The sequence below is a fragment of the Streptomyces sp. NPDC005866 genome, from assembly GCF_040629895.1.
Lineage (GTDB): Bacteria > Actinomycetota > Actinomycetes > Streptomycetales > Streptomycetaceae > Streptomyces.
Window position 1 is genome coordinate 43,929 of the sequence record NZ_JBEXWP010000023.1, and the last position, 21,395, is coordinate 65,323.

15 protein-coding genes are annotated in these 21,395 nt (G+C 71.1%); 4 read left to right on the top strand and 11 right to left on the bottom strand.

Features of this window, described 5'->3' with window-relative positions; translation table 11 throughout:
* Positions 1-55 precede the first annotated feature (55 nt).
* A complete protein-coding gene (locus ABZ396_RS29380; protein WP_358917524.1) occupies positions 56-1,075 on the bottom strand; it encodes an oxidoreductase in 1,020 nt (339 codons plus the stop codon).
* A gap of 65 nt (positions 1,076-1,140) precedes the next feature.
* Here ABZ396_RS29380 and ABZ396_RS29385 point away from each other — a divergent pair, with 65 nt between their 5' ends.
* Positions 1,141-2,112 (top strand): FAD-dependent oxidoreductase, encoded by a 972-nt coding sequence (locus tag ABZ396_RS29385; protein WP_358917526.1) that lies wholly within the window; start codon positions 1,141-1,143, stop codon positions 2,110-2,112.
* A gap of 4 nt (positions 2,113-2,116) precedes the next feature.
* On the opposite strand, the gene ABZ396_RS29390 is transcribed toward ABZ396_RS29385, so the two are convergent.
* Complete coding sequence (locus ABZ396_RS29390; RefSeq protein ID WP_358917527.1) at positions 2,117-4,072, bottom strand: Xaa-Pro dipeptidyl-peptidase; 1,956 nt, start codon at positions 4,070-4,072, stop codon at positions 2,117-2,119.
* Between the two features lie 221 nt (positions 4,073-4,293).
* Here ABZ396_RS29390 and ABZ396_RS29395 point away from each other — a divergent pair, with 221 nt between their 5' ends.
* Entirely contained in the window at positions 4,294-5,763 is a 1,470-nt protein-coding gene (locus tag ABZ396_RS29395) for a M1 family metallopeptidase (protein WP_358917529.1), read from the top strand.
* A gap of 96 nt (positions 5,764-5,859) precedes the next feature.
* Here ABZ396_RS29395 and ABZ396_RS29400 read toward each other — a convergent pair whose 3' ends face one another.
* A complete protein-coding gene (locus ABZ396_RS29400) occupies positions 5,860-6,351 on the bottom strand; it encodes a macro domain-containing protein (protein ID WP_358917531.1) in 492 nt (163 codons plus the stop codon).
* Positions 6,352-6,393: 42 nt separating this feature from the next.
* Complete coding sequence (locus tag ABZ396_RS29405) at positions 6,394-7,863, bottom strand: amino acid permease (RefSeq protein ID WP_358917533.1); 1,470 nt, start codon at positions 7,861-7,863, stop codon at positions 6,394-6,396.
* A gap of 262 nt (positions 7,864-8,125) precedes the next feature.
* Here ABZ396_RS29405 and ABZ396_RS29410 point away from each other — a divergent pair, with 262 nt between their 5' ends.
* A complete protein-coding gene (locus tag ABZ396_RS29410; RefSeq protein ID WP_358917535.1) occupies positions 8,126-8,842 on the top strand; it encodes a MerR family transcriptional regulator in 717 nt (238 codons plus the stop codon).
* Between the two features lie 215 nt (positions 8,843-9,057).
* On the opposite strand, the gene ABZ396_RS29415 is transcribed toward ABZ396_RS29410, so the two are convergent.
* The 4 genes from ABZ396_RS29415 to ABZ396_RS29430 are packed head-to-tail and all read right to left on the bottom strand — an operon-like array spanning position 9,058 to position 14,691.
* Positions 9,058-11,235, bottom strand: a complete 2,178-nt coding sequence (locus ABZ396_RS29415; RefSeq protein WP_358917537.1) for a 3-hydroxyacyl-CoA dehydrogenase NAD-binding domain-containing protein — start codon at positions 11,233-11,235, stop codon at positions 9,058-9,060.
* A gap of 39 nt (positions 11,236-11,274) precedes the next feature.
* Positions 11,275-12,489 carry an acetyl-CoA C-acetyltransferase gene (locus ABZ396_RS29420; RefSeq protein WP_358917538.1) on the bottom strand — a complete coding sequence of 405 codons (1,215 nt, stop codon included), beginning with the start codon at positions 12,487-12,489 and terminating at the stop codon, positions 11,275-11,277.
* A gap of 40 nt (positions 12,490-12,529) precedes the next feature.
* Positions 12,530-13,543, bottom strand: a complete 1,014-nt coding sequence (locus ABZ396_RS29425) for an LLM class F420-dependent oxidoreductase (protein WP_358917540.1) — start codon at positions 13,541-13,543, stop codon at positions 12,530-12,532.
* Positions 13,543-14,691 (bottom strand): CaiB/BaiF CoA-transferase family protein, encoded by a 1,149-nt coding sequence (locus tag ABZ396_RS29430; protein WP_358917542.1) that lies wholly within the window; start codon positions 14,689-14,691, stop codon positions 13,543-13,545. The genes ABZ396_RS29425 and ABZ396_RS29430 overlap by 1 nt, the downstream gene beginning before the upstream one ends.
* A 179-nt stretch (positions 14,692-14,870) precedes the next feature.
* Between ABZ396_RS29430 and ABZ396_RS29435 the strand changes: the two genes are divergently transcribed.
* Positions 14,871-16,049: a saccharopine dehydrogenase NADP-binding domain-containing protein gene (locus ABZ396_RS29435; RefSeq protein WP_358917544.1), complete on the top strand. Its 1,179-nt coding sequence runs from the start codon at positions 14,871-14,873 to the stop codon at positions 16,047-16,049.
* 4 nt (positions 16,050-16,053) lie between these two features.
* Here ABZ396_RS29435 and ABZ396_RS29440 read toward each other — a convergent pair whose 3' ends face one another.
* From ABZ396_RS29440 to ABZ396_RS29450, 3 genes are all read right to left on the bottom strand, one after another.
* Entirely contained in the window at positions 16,054-16,200 is a 147-nt protein-coding gene (locus ABZ396_RS29440) for a hypothetical protein (protein WP_358917546.1), read from the bottom strand.
* A gap of 609 nt (positions 16,201-16,809) precedes the next feature.
* The gene (locus tag ABZ396_RS29445; protein ID WP_358917547.1) at positions 16,810-17,220 is read right to left on the bottom strand and encodes a hypothetical protein; all 411 of its coding nucleotides are present in this window, start codon (positions 17,218-17,220) and stop codon (positions 16,810-16,812) included.
* A 199-nt stretch (positions 17,221-17,419) separates the two neighbouring features.
* Positions 17,420-21,259, bottom strand: a complete 3,840-nt coding sequence (locus ABZ396_RS29450; RefSeq protein WP_358917549.1) for a hypothetical protein — start codon at positions 21,257-21,259, stop codon at positions 17,420-17,422.
* Positions 21,260-21,395 lie beyond the last annotated feature (136 nt).

The following is a 21,395-nucleotide window of genomic DNA, read 5'->3' on the forward strand; positions in this document are numbered from 1 at the left end:
AACGCCGATCCTAATGCGCCGAGGCGCGCGCCCTCAGCCTCCATTTCTCCGCCGGTCAGCGCGCCGTCGCCGCCACCAGGACGCTCCCGGAGGTCCGGGCCACGACATAGGCGCCCTTGCCTGTCCTGCCGTCGAGGGGGATGCGATGGCTGCCGGGTTCCAGGACGCCGTCGAAGAGTTCCTTGGCGCGCGGGCGGGAGAGGCGGTCGAGGCGGTACGCCGTGAGCTGCACCCGGCAGGGCGAGGTGACCTCGATGCCGGCCGCGCCGTCGGCGGCGACCAGGTGGGTCAGGCGGCGCTGCGGGAGCGGGCTGCGGTCGAGGGCGTGTTCGATCTGGGCGACCAGGAGGGGGACGATCGGGGCGAGCCCGTCGACGTAGGCGACCTCGACTCCGGCTTGATCGAACGCCTTGCGTACGGCTGTCCGGTCGGTCCGGCCGGCCGTGGGGCCGAAGGCCACGGCGCCGTAGCCGCGGAGTTCCTCGGCGGGGACGCCCTCGACGTCGCGGGTGATGTCGGCGCCGATGCCGATGGTGCGCAGGGCGGCGGCCAGCTTGGCGAGGAGGGCGACGCGGGCGCCGATCAGCAGGACGCGGCGGCCCGGCGGGGGGCCGGAGTGTTCGAGGAGGGCGCCGAGTGCCTCACGGTACTCGGGGCCGTGGAAGCGGAACGGGCCGATGCCGTGGTAGCCGTTGAGCTCCAGGTCGGCGTGTTCGCCGGTCTGCCAGGCGAAGTCCCGCCAGACGTAGTCGTCGCCGTCCTTCTCGATGACCGCGGTGACCGCGCCGCAGGCCAGGTCCTCGCACTCGGGGCAGCCGTAGATGACGTACCGGTCGTCGGACAGGGGCGCGTCGGACTCCAGTAACAGGCTGCGGACCTGTGCGGTGAAGATCGCGGGCGGGACGTCGGAGGCGAGCGGGGAGACGGCGTCCAGGTCGGAGAGCTGGAACAGCAGCGGGTACCCGTCGACGATGAAGTCCACGAAGTCCCGGTGGACCTGATGGCCGCCGTCGGCGCGGACACCGCCGGCGCGCATCGCCGGGGCCAGGCCGAAGGTCGCGTATGCGGCAGACATGCTGTGAGTATCCCCAGAGCGGGACGACCTGAGCGCGGCATGACATATTCCGCTAACGTCCCGGCATGGACGGTGAGCTGAGTGACGAAGTGATCGTGGTCGGTGGCGGGGTCGTCGGGCTGACCACCGCGGTGCTGCTGGCCGAGGGCGGGCGCCGGGTGCGGGTCTGGGCGCGGGAGAGCGGCGAGCGTACGACCTCGGCGGTCGCGGGGGCGCTGTGGTGGCCGTACCGCATCCGGCCGGAGCGGTCGGTCGGGGAATGGGCGCTGGAATCCCTTGCCGTGTACAGGGAGTTGGCGGCACGGCCGGAGGAGACCGGCGTACGCCTGGTCGAGGGCGTACACGGCGGGCTGCGGCTGGACGAGCTGGGTCCGTGGGCGGCGCGGGTGCCGGGGCTGGCCGACACGGCCCAAGGCCTCTCGGCGTCGCTGCCGTTGATCGACATGCCGGTCCATCTGGTCTGGTTGCGGGAGCGGTTGGGCAAGGCGGGCGGGACGGTCGAGGAGCGGGTGGTGCGCGGGCTGGCTGAGGTGCCGGCGGCGGCCGTGGTCAACTGCACCGGGCTCGGGGCTCGTTCGCTTGTGCCCGATCCGGCCGTGCGTCCGGTGCGCGGGCAGCTGGTCGTGGTGGAGAACCCGGGGATCACCACCTGGTACACGTCCGTCGAGGAGCCCGAAGGAGGGCTCGAAGGGGGGCCCGAAAGGGGTGCCTCCGCCTACTTCTTCCCGCAGCCCGGCGGGTTGCTGCTCGGGGGTACGGCGGAGGAGGACGCCTGGTCCCTGGAGCCGGATCCGGACATCGCGGCCGGGATCGTGGCGCGGTGTGCGGCGGTACGGCCGGAGATCGCCGGGGCGCGGGTGCTGGAGCACCGGGTGGGGCTGCGGCCGTACCGGGAGGCCGTCCGGCTGGTACGTGAACTCCTGCCGGACGGGCGGGTGCTGGTGCACAACTACGGGCACGGCGGGGCCGGGGTCACGGTGGCCTGGGGGTGCGCCCGTCAGGCGGCCGGGCTGGTGGATCCGGGCCCGGCCGCCTGAGCGGTCAGCTCACCGGGAGGCGCTGCACGGTGCGCGGGGCGCGCACGCCGGTCAGGTCCTCCGTCTCGGGAACGGTCCACCTCGCGGAGGTCGCGTGGGCGAAGGCGGCCGCTCCGCCGACGAGCGGGACCCTGGCCGCGGTACGGGACAGGTTCAGGGTGAGCGTCGGCGTCGTGGACGGCGGATCGATGAGGTCCTTGTCCGTACCCGCGACGATCAGCGCCAGGCGGTGCCCCTTGGGGACGACATGGTCGGTGGCCGCCAGGTCGAGGGTGATCGTGTACGTCCTGCCCGGGGTGAGCGGGACGCCCTTGCCGGGGTCGGCGTAGGTGCCGAGGTCGGCCCAGCCGCGGCTGAAGACCGTGTAGTCGACGGCCTTGGTCTTGGCGGCGGTCGCCTTGAAGCAGGCGCTGTCACCGGCCGTGCTCTCGCCCCAGCAGGTGCGGTCGGTGAGGGTGGTGATGCCCTCCGCCCCGTCGGCGTAGTCCCGGATGGTGTCCGGGCCGAGGTCGACCAGAACGGCCGTCAGGTGGGCCGTCGAGGTGGTCGGGGTGGCGGTGACCGTGACCTTGGACGAGCCGGACAGACGCAGGTCGTGCGTGAGCGGCGCGGTGAGGAAGCCGGCCTTGTCCGAGGTCGGGGTGGCGATCTGGGCGGCCCAGTCGGTCTCGCTCCGCCGCGGGTCGTCGGTGAACGTATCGGTGCCGGAGTCCGGGCGCAGGCCGAGCGTGCCGACGCCGGGCTCGGTGCCGGTGGCGGGGCGCAGGGTGGTCGCCTCGGTGCCGCGCGGCGGCCAGACGGAGGAGGTCACCCACCGGTCGGGGTGGCGTTCGACGTCGGCCATCGGCTCGCGGTCGATGCCGTTGTGGTAGCCGAGGAGTTCATGGTCGAACCAGCGGTGCAGGGTGTCGACCCAGGCGCCGCGCCGGTAGTCGAAGGGGTCGACGTGCCCGGTCTGGGAGAGCCAGATCTTGCGCTCGACGCCGTTCTTGGCGAGGGCGTCCCACCACTGGCCGAAGTTCTTGGTGCGGACGTTGAGGTCCTGCATGCCGTGCACGAGGAACACGCTGGCACGCACCTTGGAGGCGTCCTTGACGTAGTCCCGCTCGGTCCACAGACCGGTCCGGTCGCCGCTGCGCGGCGCCCCGTCGATCAGCTTCTGCTGGACGGCATCGCACTTGGCGTGGGCCGCGTCGCTCTCCACCGCGCCGGCCAGCCAGTCGGGCCCGGAGCCGTACAGCGGGGCGCCCTGGGCGAAGTAGTAGTCGTACCAGGAGGAGATGGCGCTGATCGGGACGATCGTCCTGAGGCCCTTGACGCCGGTGGCGGCGACGCCGTTGGCGATGGTGCCGTCCCAGCTCTTACCGATCATGCCCGTCCTGCCGTTGGTCCAGGTGGCCTTGACCGTGGTGGTGCCGGTGCGGCTGCTGTACGCCTTGGCGCGGCCGTTCAGCCAGTCGACGACGGCCTTCGCGGACTGGATGTCCGAACGGCCGCCGACGTCGACACAGCCGTCGGAGCGGTTGGTGCCGGCCAGGTCGACACCGACGACGGCATAGCCGCGGGGCACGAAGAAGTTGTCGTAGAACAGCGGCATCCGGACGATGTTTCCGTCGGTGTCGTACGTCTTGAGCTGGCTCTCGTTGCCGCGTCCGCAGCACGAGTAGTAGGGGCTGGCGTCCATGATGACCGGCACCTTGCGGCCCTGCGCGGCCGGTTCGGCGGGCCGGACGATGTCGGCGGCGACCCGGTCGGTCTTTCCGTCGCCGTCGGAGTCGAGGCCGGTGTCCACCCACACCGCCTCACGGATGGCGTCGGCGTACGAGTAGACGGGCCGGCTCTCGCGCGGGGCCGCCCCGGACGCCTGGGCCGTGGCCGGGCTGAGAAAGGCTGCTGTCAGGGCTGCGACGGCCGCGATGACGAGCGGTCTCCAGATCGTGAAGCGCGTGCGTTTCGGCATGCGGCGGACGCTACCCCCGTCAACTCCTGTGCAGAAGAGCGCGCCTGAGGGACTCGCGGAGCTGATTGCGGCCGAATGGCGATCGTGTGACAGCAGGGGCCGTGGACAGATCAGGGGCACAGGGACTGAATAGGCTCCGAACAGATTCTTGCTCCATCGACCTGGCGTTCCCGCCCCGGTGGGGCGGGTGCGCCTCGGCCCCCTACCGACCTGGAGTTCTCGTGCACCGCAGAATCCTCGCGCCGGGCGCACTCGCGGCGGCCTCCCTCCTGCTGGCGATCCCGGCATCGGCCGCGAGTTTCAGCCCCGGCGCGCCGGGCATCGGCGACCCCTACTACCCGTACTACGGCAACGGCGGTTACGACGTCTCCCACTACGATCTGCGTCTGCAGTACCAGCCGGCCACCGACGAACTGGCCGGTACGGCCACGATCCTGGCGCGGACCACGCAGGACCTGTCCAGCTTCGACCTTGACTTCCTGCTGGACGTGAGCGAGGTGCGGGTCAACGGGGCGAAGGCGGACTTCACCACGTCCGGTCAGCACGAGCTCGTCGTCACGCCCAAGTCGCCGCTGGCCAAGGGCACCCCCGTCACCGTCGTCGTCCGCTACAGCGGGGTGCCGTCCACGAAGAACGCGTACGGCTTCAGCACCTGGCACCGCACCCCCGACGGCGCGGTCGCGGCGGACGAGCCCGAGGCCGCCTGGTGGTGGTTCCCGAGTAACGACCACCCACTGGACAAGGCGACCTACGACGTCTCGGTCGCCGTCCCCGACGACACCCAGGTGATCTCCAACGGCCTGCTCCAGTCGAAGAGTTCGCAGCGCGGCTGGACCCGCTACAACTGGCGGCAGAACAAGCCGCAGGCGACCTATCTGGCCACCCTGGCCGTCGGGAAGTTCGACATCACGACGAGTACCTCCGAGGGTGGGGTACCGGTCATCAACGCCTACAGCAAGGACCTCGGCGACAACGACGGGGCGGCCCGGGCGAGCGTGGAACGCACCGCGGAGCTCGTCGACTGGCTCTCCGGCTACTTCGGGCCGTATCCCTTCAGTTCGGCCGGCGGGTATGTGCCGAACACGACGACCGGGTACGCGCTGGAGACGCAGACCCGCGTCTACTACAGCCCCAGGCAGTTCGCGAACGGCTCCAACACCTCCGTGGTGGTGCACGAGCTGGCGCACCAGTGGTACGGCGACGACGTCTCCCTCAAGGGCTGGAAGGACATCTGGATCAACGAGGGCTTCGCGCGGTACGCGCAGTGGCTGTGGTCCGAGCACGAGGGCGAGGGGACGACGCAGGAGCTCGCCGACTATGTGTACGCGTCGCATCCGGCCGACGACGCGTTCTGGACGGTCAAGCCGGGGGATCCCGGCCCGGACGACCAGTTCCACATCGCCGTCTACGACCGGGGGGCGCTGGCCGTGCAAGCGCTGCGGAACCAGGTCGGTGACGACGCCTTCTTCGCGATTCTCAAGGGGTGGCCGAAGGAGCACGCGTACGGCAGCGCTTCGGTGGCCGACTTCGAGGCGTACGCGGAGCGGGTGTCGGGGAGGTCGTTGACCGCGTTGTTCGACGCATGGTTGTTCGAGCCGTCGAAGCCGGCGGCTCCTGCGCTCAAGGCCGCGGTGGCTCCCGTCCAGCCGAAGTCCTGGAAGAAGATCGAGGCTACGAACAGCGTGCACTAGGGGGTTGCCCGGTGGGGTGGTGTGGGGGCTGCGGGTCCGTGGTGGCCGACCGCGTACGCGCGGCGGTGCCACGCAGTGAACGCAGCCCCGCACCCTCTAGCGGGGCGTGTCCTCCCCGTGGTCGTACACCGTCACCGCGATGCCCCGTGCCACCAGCCGCTCCTTGATCAGCGGCTCCACACGCGACCACTTTCCGCCCGCCAGCCCGCAGCCTATGCGGGGCATGTGCACGGATGCGCCGAGTTCGAGCACCTCGTCGGCCAGCCTGCCCAGCGCCGTGTCGATCGCCTCGTAGCGGACCGGGACACCCTTGCTGCCCGTTCTGGTCCCCCGCTGGCCGATCATGTTGGCCACCCAGATGTACGGCTCGACGCGCACCAGTTGGGTCGCGCCCAGGCCGAAGTCGCTCGCCGCGCGGTCGCGGTGCCAGGCGCGGTACGCCTTCTCCGGCTCCGGCCAGCGGCGCGAGAGCGCCAGGACGAAACCCTTTCCCCAGCCCCCCAGGTCGTTGCAGACATGGGCGATCACCTTGGCGCCCTTGCCCGACGGCGCGGTGGCGTCACCCCGGATGTAAGTGATCTCCGACATGACGCCACCGTAGGCGATGCCACTGACAATGGCGCTGACCTGCTACTTCGTGAGCTGCGACAGCTCCGTGTCGGCCGCCTGGGAGACCCTGCGGCGGACGCCGAACCAGCCCGCCACCAGCAGTACGGCGATCACCGGGATCAGCAGCAGGGTCTTGCGGCCGACGTCCGGGTCGTTCCACATCATGCCGAGACAGACCAGCAGGAACGCGATCGTGGCGATCTCGGTGGCCGGACTGAAGCGGAGGCGGAACGTGGGGCGGTCCACCACGCCCGCCTTCGCGCGGCGGACGAAGATCAGGTGGCAGAGCATGATGATCACCCAGGTGCTGATGATGCCGAGGGAGGCGACGTTCAGCACGATCTCGAAGGCCTGGCTGGGCACCAGGTAGTTCAGGCCGACACCGAGCACGCAGACCGCGCAGGTCAGCAGGATGCCGCCGTAGGGGACCTGGCTGCGGTTCATGCGGGCGGTGAACTTCGGGGCCGAGCCCGCCACCGCCATGGAGCGCAGGATGCGGCCCGTGGAGTAGAGGCCGGAGTTGAGGGAGGACATCGCCGCGGTCAGGACGACCAGGTTCATCACGTCACCGGCGCCCGAGATGCCGATCTTCGAGAGGACCGTCACGAAGGGGCTCTCGTCGGCCGAGTACACCGAGCCCGGGAGGAGCAGGGCCAGCAGGACGACCGAGCCGACGTAGAAGAGACCGACGCGCCACATGATCGAATTCACCGCGCGGGGGACGACCTTCTCCGGTTCGGCGGTCTCGCCCGCCGCGACGCCGACCAGTTCCAGGGCGGCGTACGCGAAGATCACGCCCTGCATGACCAGGACGACCGGCATCAGGCCGTGCGGGAAGACACCGCCGTGGTCGCTCATGACGCTCAGGCCCGGGGTCTGGCCGTCGACCTTGTGCTGGGTGGCCAGCAGGAAGATGCCGATCAGCATGAAGCCGACCAGGGTGGCCACCTTGATGATCGCGAACCAGAACTCCATCTCGCCGAAGATCTTCACGGAGATGAGGTTCACCGCCAGGACCACGGCCAGGGCGATCAGCGCGAGCGTCCACTGGGGGATGCTCGTGAACATGCTCCAGTAGTGCGTGTAGAGCGCGATCGCGGTGATGTCCGCGATTCCGGTGGTCGACCAGTTCAGGAAGTACATCCAGCCGGCGACGTACGCGCCCTTCTCGCCGAGGAACTCGCGCGCGTACGACACGAAGGAACCGGACGACGGCCGGTACAGAACCAGCTCGCCGAGGGCGCGTACGACGAAGAAGGCGAAGATTCCGCAGGCCAGGTAGGCGAGGGCCAGTGCCGGGCCCGCGTTGTGGAGGCGTCCGCCGGCGCCCAGGAAGAGACCGGTGCCAATCGCGCCGCCGATGGCGATCATGTTGACGTGGCGGGCCTTGAGGTCCTTGCTGTAGCCGGCGTCGCCCGCGTCCGCGGGCGTCTGGGCCGCGTCGGTCCGGGTGGCGACGGCCTGTGCCGTGTCCACGGCGTCCTTGCTCACAGGTGGTTCCACTCTCTGGTGCGCCCGAGCGGATCGCGCTCGGGTGGCCGGACGTACTCGGTCGGCGCGCTCGGTGCTGGGCACAGACCAAGGCTCCACTTTCCCCCGGACACGGGGGCGTGTGCGATGGCGCAGATCACAGAGCGGAACTTCTCACAAGATTGTGATCATGACATATGCGCGAACATCGGTCGAACGGATGCTCGCGTACCCGCGCACCGCCCGGTGTCGCAGTGCCGGTGTGACAGCGATACTGCTGCGCATGACGACCGACACCGACAGCGCGTCCGGGGAGCCGGCGCTCACGATCGACGAACTGGCAGCGCGGGCCGGCACCACCGTCCGCACGGTCCGGTTCTACGCCACCAAGGGGCTGCTCCCGCCGCCGGTGATCGGTCCGCGCCGGGTGGGCCACTACGGGCGGGAGCACCTGGCCCGGCTGGCGCTCATCGAGGAGCTCCAGCACCAGGGCATGACGCTGGCGGCGATCGAGCGCTATCTGCGGCAGCTGCCGCCGGGGCTGAGCCACCACGACCTGGCCGTCCACCGGGCGGTGGTGGCCTCCTGGGCCCCGGACGCCGAGGAGACGGTGAGCGCCGGGGAGCTGCGGCGGCGGGCCGGACGGCCACTGGACGAGGGAGACGTCGAGCGGCTCGTCGCCATGGATGTCGTACGGCCCGACGGGGACGCCTATCGCATCGACCCGGGCCTGCTGCGGCTCGCCGTGCAGCTGCTCGACGTTCCGGTGTCCCAGAAGGCGATCCTGGCCGCGCGCACGGTCCTGGTCGAGCACTCGCGCGCGGCCGCCCACGAGCTGTCGCAGCTGTTCCGGGCCGAGGTGGCGGAGCGGGCCGAGGAGGACGTGAAGTCCCTGTCCGCGCATATGCAGCCGCTGGTGGTGCAGGCGCTGCTGACGGCCTTCCAGCGGTCGCTCAGGGAAGAGGTGCGTCAGTGGGCTACCGGAGCCGCAAGAAGCTGATGAGGAGGGGGTCGGAGATGGTCCGCAGGTAGGCGATGTCACTCACTGACCGAGATCAGGACCGGGCTCGCCACCGCCTTGTTGCTCGGCGGCGGCCCGCTGAGATCCCGCCCGCAGCCGCGCACGGGACGGTTCCGGGCGACCGAGGGCGGCCGGCGTGCTGAAGCCGTGTGGCAGAGGCTTCACGGCTCCGGCCGCCCGGCCGCCCGTCCGTCTCAGCGGCCGTCGGTGAAGGTCCCCCCCTTCTCCGCCTTGCCGACCAGCAGCGCGGGCGGCTCGAACCGCTCGCCGTAGGTCTCGGCGAGTTCACGCGCGCGTGCCACGAAGCCCGGCAGCCCGCCGTCGTAACCGTTGATGTACTGGAGGACACCGCCGGTCCAGCCGGGGAAGCCGATGCCGAAGATCGATCCGATGTTGGCGTCGGCGACGGAGGTCAGGACGCCCTCCTCCAGGAGCCGGACGGTGTCGAGCGCCTCGGCGAAGAGCATCCGCTCCTGCATGTCCCGGAACGGGATCTGGTGGCCCTGCTTGGTGAAGTGCTCGCGCAGGCCCGGCCAGAGGGCACCGCGCTTGCCGTCCTCGCCGTACTCGTAGAAGCCGGCGCCGCCGCTGCGGCCGGGGCGGCCGAACTCGTCGACCATGCGGTCGATGACCGCCTCGGCGGGATGCGCGGTCCAGGTGCCGCCGGCCTCCTCGACGGCCAGCCTCGACTCGCGGCGGATCTTCTGGGGCAGGGTGAGCGTCAGCTCGTCCATCAGGGAGAGCACCTTGGCCGGGTAGCCGGCCTGGGCCGCCGCCTGCTCGACGGAGGCGGGCTCGATGCCCTCGCCGACCATGGCGACGCCCTCGTTGATGAAGTGGCCGATCACCCGGGAGGTGAAGAAGCCGCGCGAGTCGTTGACGACGATCGGCGTCTTGTTGATCTGCCGGACCAGGTCGAAGGCGCGCGCGAGGGCCTCGTCGCCGGTGCGCTCGCCCTTGATGATCTCGACGAGCGGCATCTTGTCGACGGGCGAGAAGAAGTGCAGGCCGATGAAGTCGGCCTGGCGCTCCACTCCCTCGGCGAGGGCGGTGATGGGGAGCGTGGAGGTGTTGGAGCAGAGCAGGGCGTCGGGGGCGACGACGGGCTCGATCTCCTGGAACACCTTGTGCTTGAGCGCGGTGTCCTCGAAGACGGCCTCGATGACCGCGTCACAGCCGGCGAGGTCCTGCGGGTCCGCGGTGGGCGTGATGCGGGCGAGCAGCGCGGCCGCCTTCTCCTGGCTGGTACGGCCCTTGGCGACGGCCTTGGCGCACAGCTTCTCGGAGTAGCCCTTGCCCTTCTGGGCGGCCTCCAGGGAGACGTCCTTGAGTACGACGTCGATGCCCGCGCGGGCGCAGGAGTAGGCGATGCCGGCGCCCATCATGCCCGCGCCGAGGACGGCGACCTTGGTGACCTTGCGGGGCTCGATGCCCTTCGGGCGGTTGGCGCCGGAGTTGACGGCCTGGAGGTCGAAGAAGAACGCCTGGATCATGTTCTTCGAGATCTGCCCGGCGGCCAGCTCCACGAAGTAGCGGGCCTCGATGACCTGAGCGTTCTCGAAGTCGACCTGGCTGCCCTCGACGGCGGCGGCGAGGATGCGGCGCGGCGCCGGGTAGGGGGCGTTGTTGGTCTGCTTGCGCAGGGTCGCCGGGAAGGCGGGCAGGTTGGCCGCGAACTTGGGGTTGGCGGGCGTACCGCCGGGGATCCGGTAGCCCGGCCTGTCCCAGGGCTGCTGGGACTCGGGGTTGGCGTCGATGAAGGCGCGGGCCTTGGCCAGCAGCTCTTCCGGCGTTTCGGCGACCTCGTGGATCAGGCCGTTCTCCTGGGCCCGGCGGGCGTTGTACTGGGTGCCCTGGAGGAGGACCTTCAGCAGCGCGTCGGCGATGCCGAGGAGGCGGACGCTGCGGACGACCCCGCCGCCGCCCGGGAGCAGGCCGAGGGTGACCTCGGGGCAGCCGATCTTGGTGCCGGGGGTGTCGAGGGCGACCCGGTGGTGACAGGCCAGGGCGAGTTCGTAACCGCCGCCCAGGGCCGCGCCGTTGATGGCGGCGACGACCGGCTTGCCGAGGGTCTCGATGCGGCGCAGGTTGCGCTTGATCGCGAGGCCGCCGTCGAAGAGGTCCTGGGCGGTCCCGGGGGTGACCCGGATGAGGTCGCGCAGGTCGCCGCCCGCGAAGAAGGTCTTCTTGGCGGAGGTGAGGATGATGCCCCGGATCGCGTCCTGCTCGGCCTCCAGGCGGTCGGTGACCGCGGCGAGGGACTCGACGAAGGCCGCGTTCATGGTGTTGGCGGACTGGTCGGGGTCGTCCAGGACGAGGGTGACGACGCCGGTGTCGTCCTGTTCCCAGCGGATGGTGGTGCTCTCGGTCATGTGAGGGTCTCCGTGAGGTCTCTTGGTTCCGCCGGGGTTTCAGACGCGCTCGACGATCGTCGCGACGCCCATGCCGCCGCCCACGCACAGCGTGGCGAGGCCGTAGCGCTTGTCCTGGCGCTCCAGTTCGTCGACGAGCGAGCCGAGGATCATCGCGCCGGTCGCGCCGAGCGGGTGGCCAAGGGCGATGGCGCCGCCGTTGACGTTGACCTTGTCCAGGGACAGGCCCATTTCCTTCACGAAGCGCAGCACGACGGCCGCGAACGCCTCGTTGATCTCGACCAGGTCGATGTCGTCGATGGTGAGGCCGGCCTTGGCGAGCGCCTTGCGGGTGGCGGGGGCGGGGCCGGTGAGCATGATGGTCGGCTCGGAGCCGGAGACCGCGGCCGAGATGATCCGCGCGCGGGGGGTGAGGCCGTAACGCTCGCCGATCTCCTGGGAGCCGATGGCGACCAGGGAGGCGCCGTCGACGATGCCGGAGGAGTTGCCCGCGTGGTGGACGTGGTCGATGTTCTCGACCCAGTGGTACTTCTGCAGGGCGACCGCGTCGAAGCCGCCCAGTTCGCCGATGTCGGCGAAGGAGGGCTTGAGCTTGGCGAGGGAGTCGGCGGTGGTGCCCGGGCGCAGGTGCTCGTCGTGGTTCAGGACGACAAGGCCCGCGCGGTCCTTCACGGGGACCACGGAACGGTCGAAGCGGCCCTCCTTCCAGGCCGTCGCCGCCCGCTCCTGGGAGAGCGCCGCGTACTCGTCGACGTCCCGCCGGGAGAAGCCCTCGATGGTGGCGATCAGGTCGGCGCCGATGCCCTGCGGCACGAAGTTGACGGCGAGGTTGGTCATCGGGTCGTTGAACCAGGCGCCGCCGTCGGAGGCCATCGGCACCCGGGACATCGACTCGACGCCGCCCGCGAGGACCAGGTCCTCGAAGCCCGAACGGACCTTGGCGGCGGCCATGTTGACGGCCTCAAGACCGGACGCGCAGAAGCGGTTCTCCTGTACGCCGGCCACAGTGTCCGGCAGTCCGGCGGCGATCGCGGCGATCCGCGCGATGTCGGAGCCCTGGTCTCCGACCGGGCCGACGACACCGAGCACGATGTCGTCGATCGCGGCCGGGTCGAGGCCCGGGAAGCGGTCCTGGATCTCATGGATGAGACCGACGACCAGGTCGATGGGCTTCGTGCCGTGCAGGGCGCCGTTCGCCTTGCCGCGGCCGCGCGGGGTGCGGATCGCGTCGTACACGTACGCTTCGGTGCTCACTGACAAGCCTTTCAACGAGGGTTTTTTCGCAGTTGGGGGGTCAGAGCCAGTTCTTGAGGGTCTCGACCAGGCGGGCCGGGTCCGGGCCGACGGGGGTGATGTCCAGCGTGGTCACGCCCGCCTCGCGGTAGGCGGCGATGCGCTCACGGACATAGCTCTCGGGGCCGCACAGGGATATGAGCTCGCAGAACTCGTCCGGTACGGCCGCCGCCGCGTCCCGGTGGCGGCCGGAGAGGTACAGCTCCTGGATGAGCCGGGCCTCCTTCTCGTAGCCGTAAGCGACGGCGAGGTCGTTGTAGAAGTTCTTGCCGGGTGCGCCCATGCCGCCGACGTACAGGGCGATCCTGGGGCGGGCCAGGTCGCGTGCGGCGGCCGCGTCCTCGCCGATGGCCAGCAGACCGCCGGCGACGATCCGGAGCGGTCCGAGGGCCGGGTCACGGCGGGCGGCGCCCTCCGCCAGGGGCTTGCCCCAGACCTGGTGGGCCTTCTCGGGGATGAACAGGGTGGGCAGCCAGCCGTCGGCGATCTCGGCGGTCATCCGGACGTTCGCGGGCCCGAGGGAGGCCACATAGAGCGGGACCTCGGCGCGGACCGGCCTGGTGAGGATCTTCAGGGGCTTGCCGAGGCCGCCGGGGCGGGGCATGTCGGTGATGCCGTGGTGGTCGATGGTCTCGCGGCGCAGGATCCGCCGGGTCAGCTCTATGGTCTCGCGGGTGCGGCCGAGGGGCTTGTCGTACGCCTTGCCGTGCCATCCCTCGACCACCTGCGGGCCGGAGGCGCCGAGCCCGATGATCGCCCGGCCGCCGGAGATCGCGTCGAGGCCCGCGGCCGTCTGGGCGATCAGGGCGGGGGTGCGGGAGTAGACGTTGAGGATCGCGGAGCCGATCTTCATCCGCTCGGTGCGGGCGGCCAGGTAGCCCATGATGGTGGGCGAGTCGAAGCCGTACGCCTCCGCGACCCAGACCGTGTCGAGGCCCGCCGACTCCAGCGCGGCCGCCTGGTCCGCCGCCGCGCGCGGGTCGCCCGCGTAGTCGAGGAAGGTCGAGAGCTCCATCAGGTGCTGTCCTTGTCGTCGTCTGGCAGGGCGGGTACAGCCCAGTCGCGGGCCACCTCGGTGGTGTCCGCGCCCGGCTGGGCGGGCGCGGTGCGCACGGTCGTGGGGGTCCTGGAGAAGCGGGGGGCGGGGGCGGGCTGGGTGATGCCGCCGTGGTCGGTGAACGTGCCGCGGGCCGCCAGATGGGGGTGGCGCGGGGCCTCGCCGAGGGAGAGTACGGGGGCCACACAGGCGTCGGAGCCCTCGAAGACGGCCGTCCACTCCTCCCGGGTGCGGGCCTTGAACCGGGCGGCGACCCGCTCGCGCAGCTCACCCCAGCGGGTCCAGTCCTTGCGGGCGTCGGCCAGGTCGTCCAGGCCCCCCAGCAGTCGGACGAACTCGGCGTAGAACTGCGGCTCCAGGGCGCCGACCGCCATGTGTCCGCCGTCTGCGGTCTCGTAGGTGCCGTAGTACGGGCAGCCGCCGTCCAGCAGGTTGGCGCCGCGCCGGTCCTGCCAGCCGCCGGCGGCCACCATGCCGTAGATCATCGCGGCGAGGTGCGCGGTGCCGTCCACGATGGCGGCGTCCACGACCTGGCCGGTGCCGGTCACGCGCGCGTGGTGCAGTGCGGCCAGGACGCCGACGACGAGGTAGAGGGAGCCGCCCGCGTAGTCGCCGAGCAGGTTGGCGGGGACGGCCGGGGGTTCGTCGGGGCGCCCGATCATGCCGAGGGTGCCGGTGAGGGCGATGTAGGCGATGTCGTGGCCCGCGCGATGGGCCAGCGGCCCCTCCTGGCCCCAGCCGGTCATCCGGCCGTAGACCAGACGGGGGTTGCGGGCGTGGCAGTCCTCGGGGCCGACACCGAGGCGCTCGGCGACACCGGGGCGGTAGCCCTCCACGAGGATGTCGGCACGCTCGGCAAGGTCGAGCACGCGGGCCGGGCCGTCCGGGGACTTCAGGTCGACGAGCACCGAGCGCTTGTTGCGGTTGGTGACGTCGTACGCCGGGTCGATCGCGAGCCCCGGGCCGCCGGGCCGGTCGACGCGGACCACGTCGGCGCCCAGGTCGGCCAGGAGCATGGCGGCGAACGGGCCCGGTCCGATGCCGGCCAGCTCGACCACGCGCACGCCGGAGAGCGGGCCGTGTCCTGGCGTCCCTGCCGTGGTCATGCCGCCCCCAGTCATGTGACACAACTGATGTAACACCGACGATGCTAGGAACACGTTCCACCGGGCACAAGGGTGGACGAGCAAGCGCTTAGTCAAGATACCCGGTGGGGGTGCGTCCGCACCCCTCACGCTAGCCTCAGCCACCGACAACGGCGCGGGTTGCACGACCGAGAGGTGTCATGAGCAGGCTGAAGGCGACGGACCGTCCCTACGACATCGTGCTCTTCGGGGCCACCGGCTTCGTCGGCGCGCTCACCGCCGAGTACCTCGCCGGCCACGCGCCCGAGGGCCTGCGCTGGGCGATCGCGGCCCGGGACGACCGCAAGCTCGAGGCGCTGAGCGAGCGGCTGCCGGGCGGCACGGAGGCCGGGCTGCTGCGCGCCGACGTCGCGAACCCCGCCGACGTCCGCGCCCTCGCCGAGCACGCGCGCGTGGTGGCCTCGACGGTCGGTCCGTACGGCCGTTACGGCGAGGCCCTGGTCGCGGCCTGCGCGGACACCGGGGCCGACTATCTGGACCTGTGCGGGGAGCCCGAGTTCGTGGACCTGACATATGTGCGGCACGACGCACGCGCGCGGGAGACAGGGGCCCGCCTGGTGCACGCGTGCGGCTTCGACTCGGTCCCACACGACCTGGGCGCCTACTTCACGGTCCGTCAGCTGCCCGAGGGCGTGCCGCTGACCGTGGACGGCTTCGTGACCGCCGACGCGACCTTCTCCGGCGGCACCTTCGCCTCCGTGCTTGACCAGTTCGCGCGCCCCCGGCAGATGGTCGCCGCCGCCCGGGACCGCGCCCGGCACGAACCCCGGCTGATGAGCCGCCGGGTGACCGCGCCCGCCGGAGCGCCGCGGTTCGCCAAGGAGATCGGTGCCTGGGCGCTGCCGCTGCCCACCATCGACGCCCAGATCGTGCGCCGTTCGGCGAAGGCCCTGGACCGCTACGGGCCGGACTTCCGCTATCGGCACTATGCGGCCGTCAGGCATCTGCCGGTGGCGCTCGGCGGGATCGCGGCGGTCGGCGCGGTCGCCGCGGCGGCCCAGCTGCCGCCCGCCCGGCGCTGGCTGTCGGACCGGCTGAGGCCAGGGGACGGGCCGAGCGCGGAGAAGCGCGCCCGCAGCTGGTTCACGGTCCGGTTCGTCGGCCAGGGCGGCGGACGGCGGGTCTTCACGGAGGTCTCGGGCGGCGATCCCGGCTACGGCGAGACGGCGAAGATGTTCGCCGAGGCCGCGCTGTCCCTCGCCCTCGACGACCTCCCGGCGACGGCCGGCCAGGTCACCACCGCGCAGGCGATGGGCGACGCGCTGACCGAGCGGCTGCGGGCGGCCGGGATCGGGTTCCGGGTGGCGGCGAGCTTCTAGGTTTCTACGACTGCCACTGCACCAGCGTGCAGAGCATCCCGGCTGTCCAGGCGAACCCCGCCACCACGGCAAGGACGAGCGCCGCGTTCACGGCGCGCTCGACGGGCTGGGCGGGGCCGGCCACGGGCTTGCGGGCACGGTGTGTCGTCATGCGGGCCAGCCTGCCGCCGGGGCCAGGAAGACCGCATCCGTACTCGTACTCAGAGGAGGGTATGAGACTTTGTGTCTGATTCGCCGGTTCGTCCGGGGTGAGCGGGCAGGTCGCAGCGGCGACGGGCGGCTTACGGCCGCGGCTAGGTGATCAAGCCCTGCTCGGTCTCGGCCAGGATCCTGCGTTCGGCGAGTCGCTTGGGTTTCAGGCGGGTGTTGTTGATGGTGTTGGCCGCACCCCGCGCGAGGTGCGTAGCGCGGTCGGCCGCCCCGGTGAACGGAGCGGCTGCACTTGGAGGGAGCGAGGAGCCATCGGTGGCGTCGCCATAGCCACTCGAACGGCGTCAGCACGAGCAGACTCGGCGGCGAAGCTCGCCCTCGTCTTCCACCGCGAGGGCCGGGTCTACTCCGTCGACACGGTGCGGCTGAGCTCCTCCTGGCGGTCGGCTGACGGCCTGGTGGACGCGGACGGCCCGGCACGCGGTGGTCGCGTGCCGGGCCGGTGCTGTTCCGGGCCTACCGATCCACGCGAGTCGAGGCGCAGTCTGGCCCGGCATTGACCGGGCTCCGGCGTATTGCGCTGGACCCAGGGGTGACCGCGTGGTTGACGTCAGTAGGCGACGAGCCCGCTGGTGGTGCGGTCGAACTGCAGGTAGAAGGTCGTGCCGTCGCGGACGTCGGTGGCGGCCGTGCCCCAGGTCCCGCCGGTGATCCAGGTGGCCTTGTTGCAGGAGTTCGTTGAGTAGAAGCACGTCTGGACCCACATGCCGCTCTTGGGCTTGACGTTGATGTCGCCGCAGTTGGACGTGGTGTGGGCCCACGCCGACCCCGCGGGCCACTGGAGGGCACCGTCCGTGCTGAAGCTCTTGGCGCTGCCGTAGCAGGTCGTTGCGGCGGCAGGTGCCGCGGCGGCCGATGTGTTGGAGTTTCCGGTGGCGGCGTCGGCGGTCGGCGCCACGAGTACACCGCCCAGAGCTGCGACCCCGAAGACCGCGGTGACGGCCAGCTTTTTGAGTGCCATGATCGTTCTTCCTCACGTTCGGGAGATCTCCCGCCGGGCAGTTCGGCCGTACACCGTCCCCGGCGGGCTTATGGACCGGTTGTATCGCTGGGAACGTTGTCCGTTGTCGACCACCGGGCCCCGGACAACAAGCTCCGGATAACCGTGAGTTCGCCCGTCGTGTGACGGCTTTCCGCCTCCGGGCCCGGGCGGGTCGGTATCAGCCGCAGACCTGCCTGTAGGGCAGTGCGGAGACGTAGTGGCTCCACGCCTGGCGGGTCAGGGTGCCGGTCGTGGTGGTGCAGATCCGGTGGATGGCCTCGGCAGTGTCCACGGACTGGAGCTGGACGGTGTGGTCGTCGCCGGCGCTGGCCAGCGTGTGGCCATCGGGACTGAGTACCGCCTGGTCTATGGGTCCGGTGTGGCCGCTGATAGGACCGCCCCAGGCGGTGGGGGCGGTCGGGTCGGCGACGTCCCACAGCCGTAGCGTGCCGTCGTCTCCGCTGCTGACGAGGGTCCGGCCGTCGTGGCTGAACGCTACGGACAGCACGAAGCTGAGGTGTCCGGTCAGCGGTGCGGCGAGGGCGGCGGGGTGGCGGGGGTCGCTGACGTTCCACAGGCGCACGGTGTGGTCGTCGTTGGCCGTGGCAAAGGTGCGGCCGTCGGGGCTGAAGGCCACTGATCCCACGCCGCTGGTCTGAGCGGCCAGCGGCGGGCACCACTGACTTGGGTGTGTGGGGTCGGAGACGTTCCACAGGATGGTGGTGTCGTCGGCTCCTGCGCTTGCCAGGGTGCGGCCGTCCGGGCTGAAGGCCAGCGCTCGTACGGTGTTGCTGTGCGCGGTGAGCTGGGTGCCGATCTCGCGAAGGCGGGCGGGGTCGGTGACGTCCCACAGCCGCACCATGTTGTCGTAGCCGGCACTGGCCAAAGTGCGGCCGTCCGGGCTGAAGACAGCCCGGGTGACGGCGGCTTGGGCCGGGTCGGGGGTCCGCTTGCTCAGCTCGCGGGGGTGTGCCGGGTCGGTGATGTTCCACAGCCGTAGCGTGCCGTCGCGGCCGGCGCTGGCCAGGAGGTGGCCGTCGCGGTTGAAGGCGACCATGTTCACGGCTTTGGCATTGCCCAGGAGCGGGGTGCCGATGGGGGCGGGCCGGCTGGGGTCGGCGGTGTTCCACAGCCGGATCGCGCCGTCGGTGGCGCCTGCCGCCATGACGCGGCCGTTGGGGCTGAAGGCGATGGTGTTCTCGTAGCTGGGGGTGGGCAGCGCGGTCCGGGGCAGGTCCCACAGCCGTGCGGTGTTGTCGGCGCTCACGCTGGCCAGGGAATGGCCGTCTGGGCTGAAGGCGAGCCACCACACGTATCCGGTATGACCGGTGAGGGGCGGGCACAGCGCAAGGGGAGCCGAGGGGTCGGTGACGTTCCACAGGCGGACCGTCTGGTCGGCGCCCGCGGTGGCCACGACCTTCCCGTCAGGGCTGAAGGCAACCGCGTAGATCGTGTTGGTCGCGGCGCCAGGGACCGTGCCCAGAGCGACGGTCTTCGCCGGGTCGGACACGTTCCACAGGCGCAGGGTGAAGTCGTTCCCGACGCTTGCCATGATGCGGCCGTCCTTGCTGAAGGCGACCGCGTAGACGGTGTCCGTGTGGCCGTGCAGCAGCGGACCCCAGGGCGACGGTTTCGCGGGGTCGGTGACGTTCCACAGTTGGATGGTGTGGTCGTGGCCGGCGCTCGCCAGGGTGCGGCCGTCGGGGCTGTAGGTGGCCGAGGCGATGGCGCCCTTCTGGCTGCGGAAGGGCTTGCCGAGTTCGCGCGGGCGGGCGGGGTCGGTGACGTTCCACAGCCGCACGGTGCCGTCGTCGCCCGCGCTGGCCAGGGTGCGGCCGTCCGGACTGAAGGAGACCGAGAAGACGATGCCCGTGTGTCCGCGCAGCGCAGGCCATGCCGTGGGGTGTTTTGGGTCACTGAGATTCCACAGACGCACGGTGTGATCGCGTCCCGCTCCGGCCAGCGTGCGGCCGTCCGGACTGAAAGCCAACCACATGAGGCCGCCGCTGTGGGCACGGATCGGGTGGCCGAGTGGCGCTGGGTGCGCGCGGTCGGTGACGTTCCACAGCCTGATGATGTCGTCCTTGCCCGCGGTGGCCATCACGTTGCCCCGTGGACTGAAGGCAACGGCGTAGACGGTTGCGGTGTGCCCGGTCAGTACGGTGGACAGCGGTGCGCTCTGGGTGCCCAGCAGGTCGGTCGAGAGGCGGCTGGTGGGCTGGATGCGGTATCCGGCGACGTCGAGCCGGGCGGCGAGCGATTGGTCGGTGCCGCGCAACTGATCGGCTTGGGCCGCCAGTTCGCCCGAGACGGCGCTGTCGCGCTCGGCACGGGCGGTCGACCGCTGTTGGAGCGCGATTCCGGCGGCGACCACGGCGAGCACGGTCAGGAGCGACAGCGCGGCCACTGCCGCGCGGCGACGTCGAACCCCCCGGCGTTGGTGCCGGGTGGAGGCGGCCAGGAATTCCTGCGCCCGCCGACTCAACCGCCCGTCGTCCGCGCGCGCTTGGGCCCACTCTTGAGCGACGGAGAGCCGGGAACCGCGATAGAGCGCGCTCGCGTCGCGTTGTTCCCGCTCCCACGCCGTGGCGGCGTCGGTGAGCTGTTGCTGGATGAGCACACCGGCCCGGTCCTCGCTGATCCAGCCGCTCAGTCTCGGCCATGCATGGAGCAGTGCCTCGTGGGTGATCTCCACGCTGTCGATGTCGAGGGTGACGAGTCTGGCCCGGGCCAGTGCGTCGACGACGGCTTCCGCGCCGGGGTCGAGTTCGTCCCTGGACAGGCGGCGCCTGGAGTCTTCGGCGCCGTCGTTGAGGGACACCAGACGCAGGAAAATGCCCTGGGCGAGGCGTTGCTGCGGCCCGGTGAAGCTGTCGTAGACGGTCTCGGCGGTGTTGGCCAGGGCGTGGGTGATGCCACCGGCCGACTCGTATCCGCTCACGGTCAGGGTGTTGCCGCGCCTTCGGCGCCAGGTCTCGCGCATCGCGTGGGAGACCAGGGGCAGGACGCCGGCCTGCCCGGTGGCCTCGGCCACCACCCGGGCGAGCAGGGGCCCCTCGACGGTGGACTCGGCCTGGACAGCGGGCTGCGTGATGGCCCGGCGCAGCTCATCCGTGGTCATCGGGCCGACGAGCAGCTGCGAATCCTGGATCGCGCCCACGAGGTCGGGGTGCTGCGAGCAGGCGGCGTAGAAGTCCGCCCGCGCGCCGAGGACGACGCGTGTCCGGCTGTTGGCAGCACGCGCCGCGGTGAGCAGTGCCGCAATGAAAGCAGCCCGTTCCTCCGCGTCGGCGCAGAGCGTGAAGATCTCCTCGAACTGATCCACCATGAGGAGGAGTTCCGCATCCGGCGGCTGCTCGGCCAGCAGTTGGAGCACGGTCAGGTGCAAGGCCCGCGGGCCGGTTCGAAGATCGTCATGCAGAGTGACGGCCGAGGAGCGGGTGAGAGCGGCGAGCCGCACCGCGCACGCCTCGAAGGGATGCGGGCCCGGAGTCAGCGCGACCGCGGTCCACGGCGCCGGGCCACCGGACACCCGCGGGATCAGGCCGGCCCGCAGAAGGGACGACTTCCCGCAACCCGAGGCGCCGAACACTGCCACGAACCTGTTGCCGCGGACGCGGGCCTCCAGTTCCTCGGTGAGCCGTTCGCGTCCGAAGAACCTTGCCGCATCTCCCGCTTCGAAGGACCTGAGCCCCGCATACGGACAGTCGTCATCGGCATCGGATGCGGCGTCCGGAGCACCGTCGGGCCGAGACAACTCGGCCGAAAGGAGGTGCCAGCGCCGTTCCCATTCCGCTGCGTCGCCGCCGCATGCGCGGACGTAGGCGAGGGTGACCGGCAGGCTCGGCAGCTTTCGGCCGGCCGCCGCGTCGGCGAGGGTGGTCGAGGAGTAGTGCGCGGCGCCCGCGAGCTTGCGGTAGGGCGGGGCTCCTGCCTTGTCTCTCAGCTGCCTCAAGTCCGCGGCGAACCTGATCAGATCGGTGTCCTCGTCGTCCAACGGCCGCTCGCTGCGGGGCACCGTCGCCTCCTGTCCGTCCTCGCGGAGTGCTCATTGTGCGAGGCCTGTTGTCCGGCGTCCAGCGGCCGACAGCGGACAACGTCTCGTCCCTTACAAACGAGCCACCACCGCAGACGCGGCAGTGACGGTCACACGG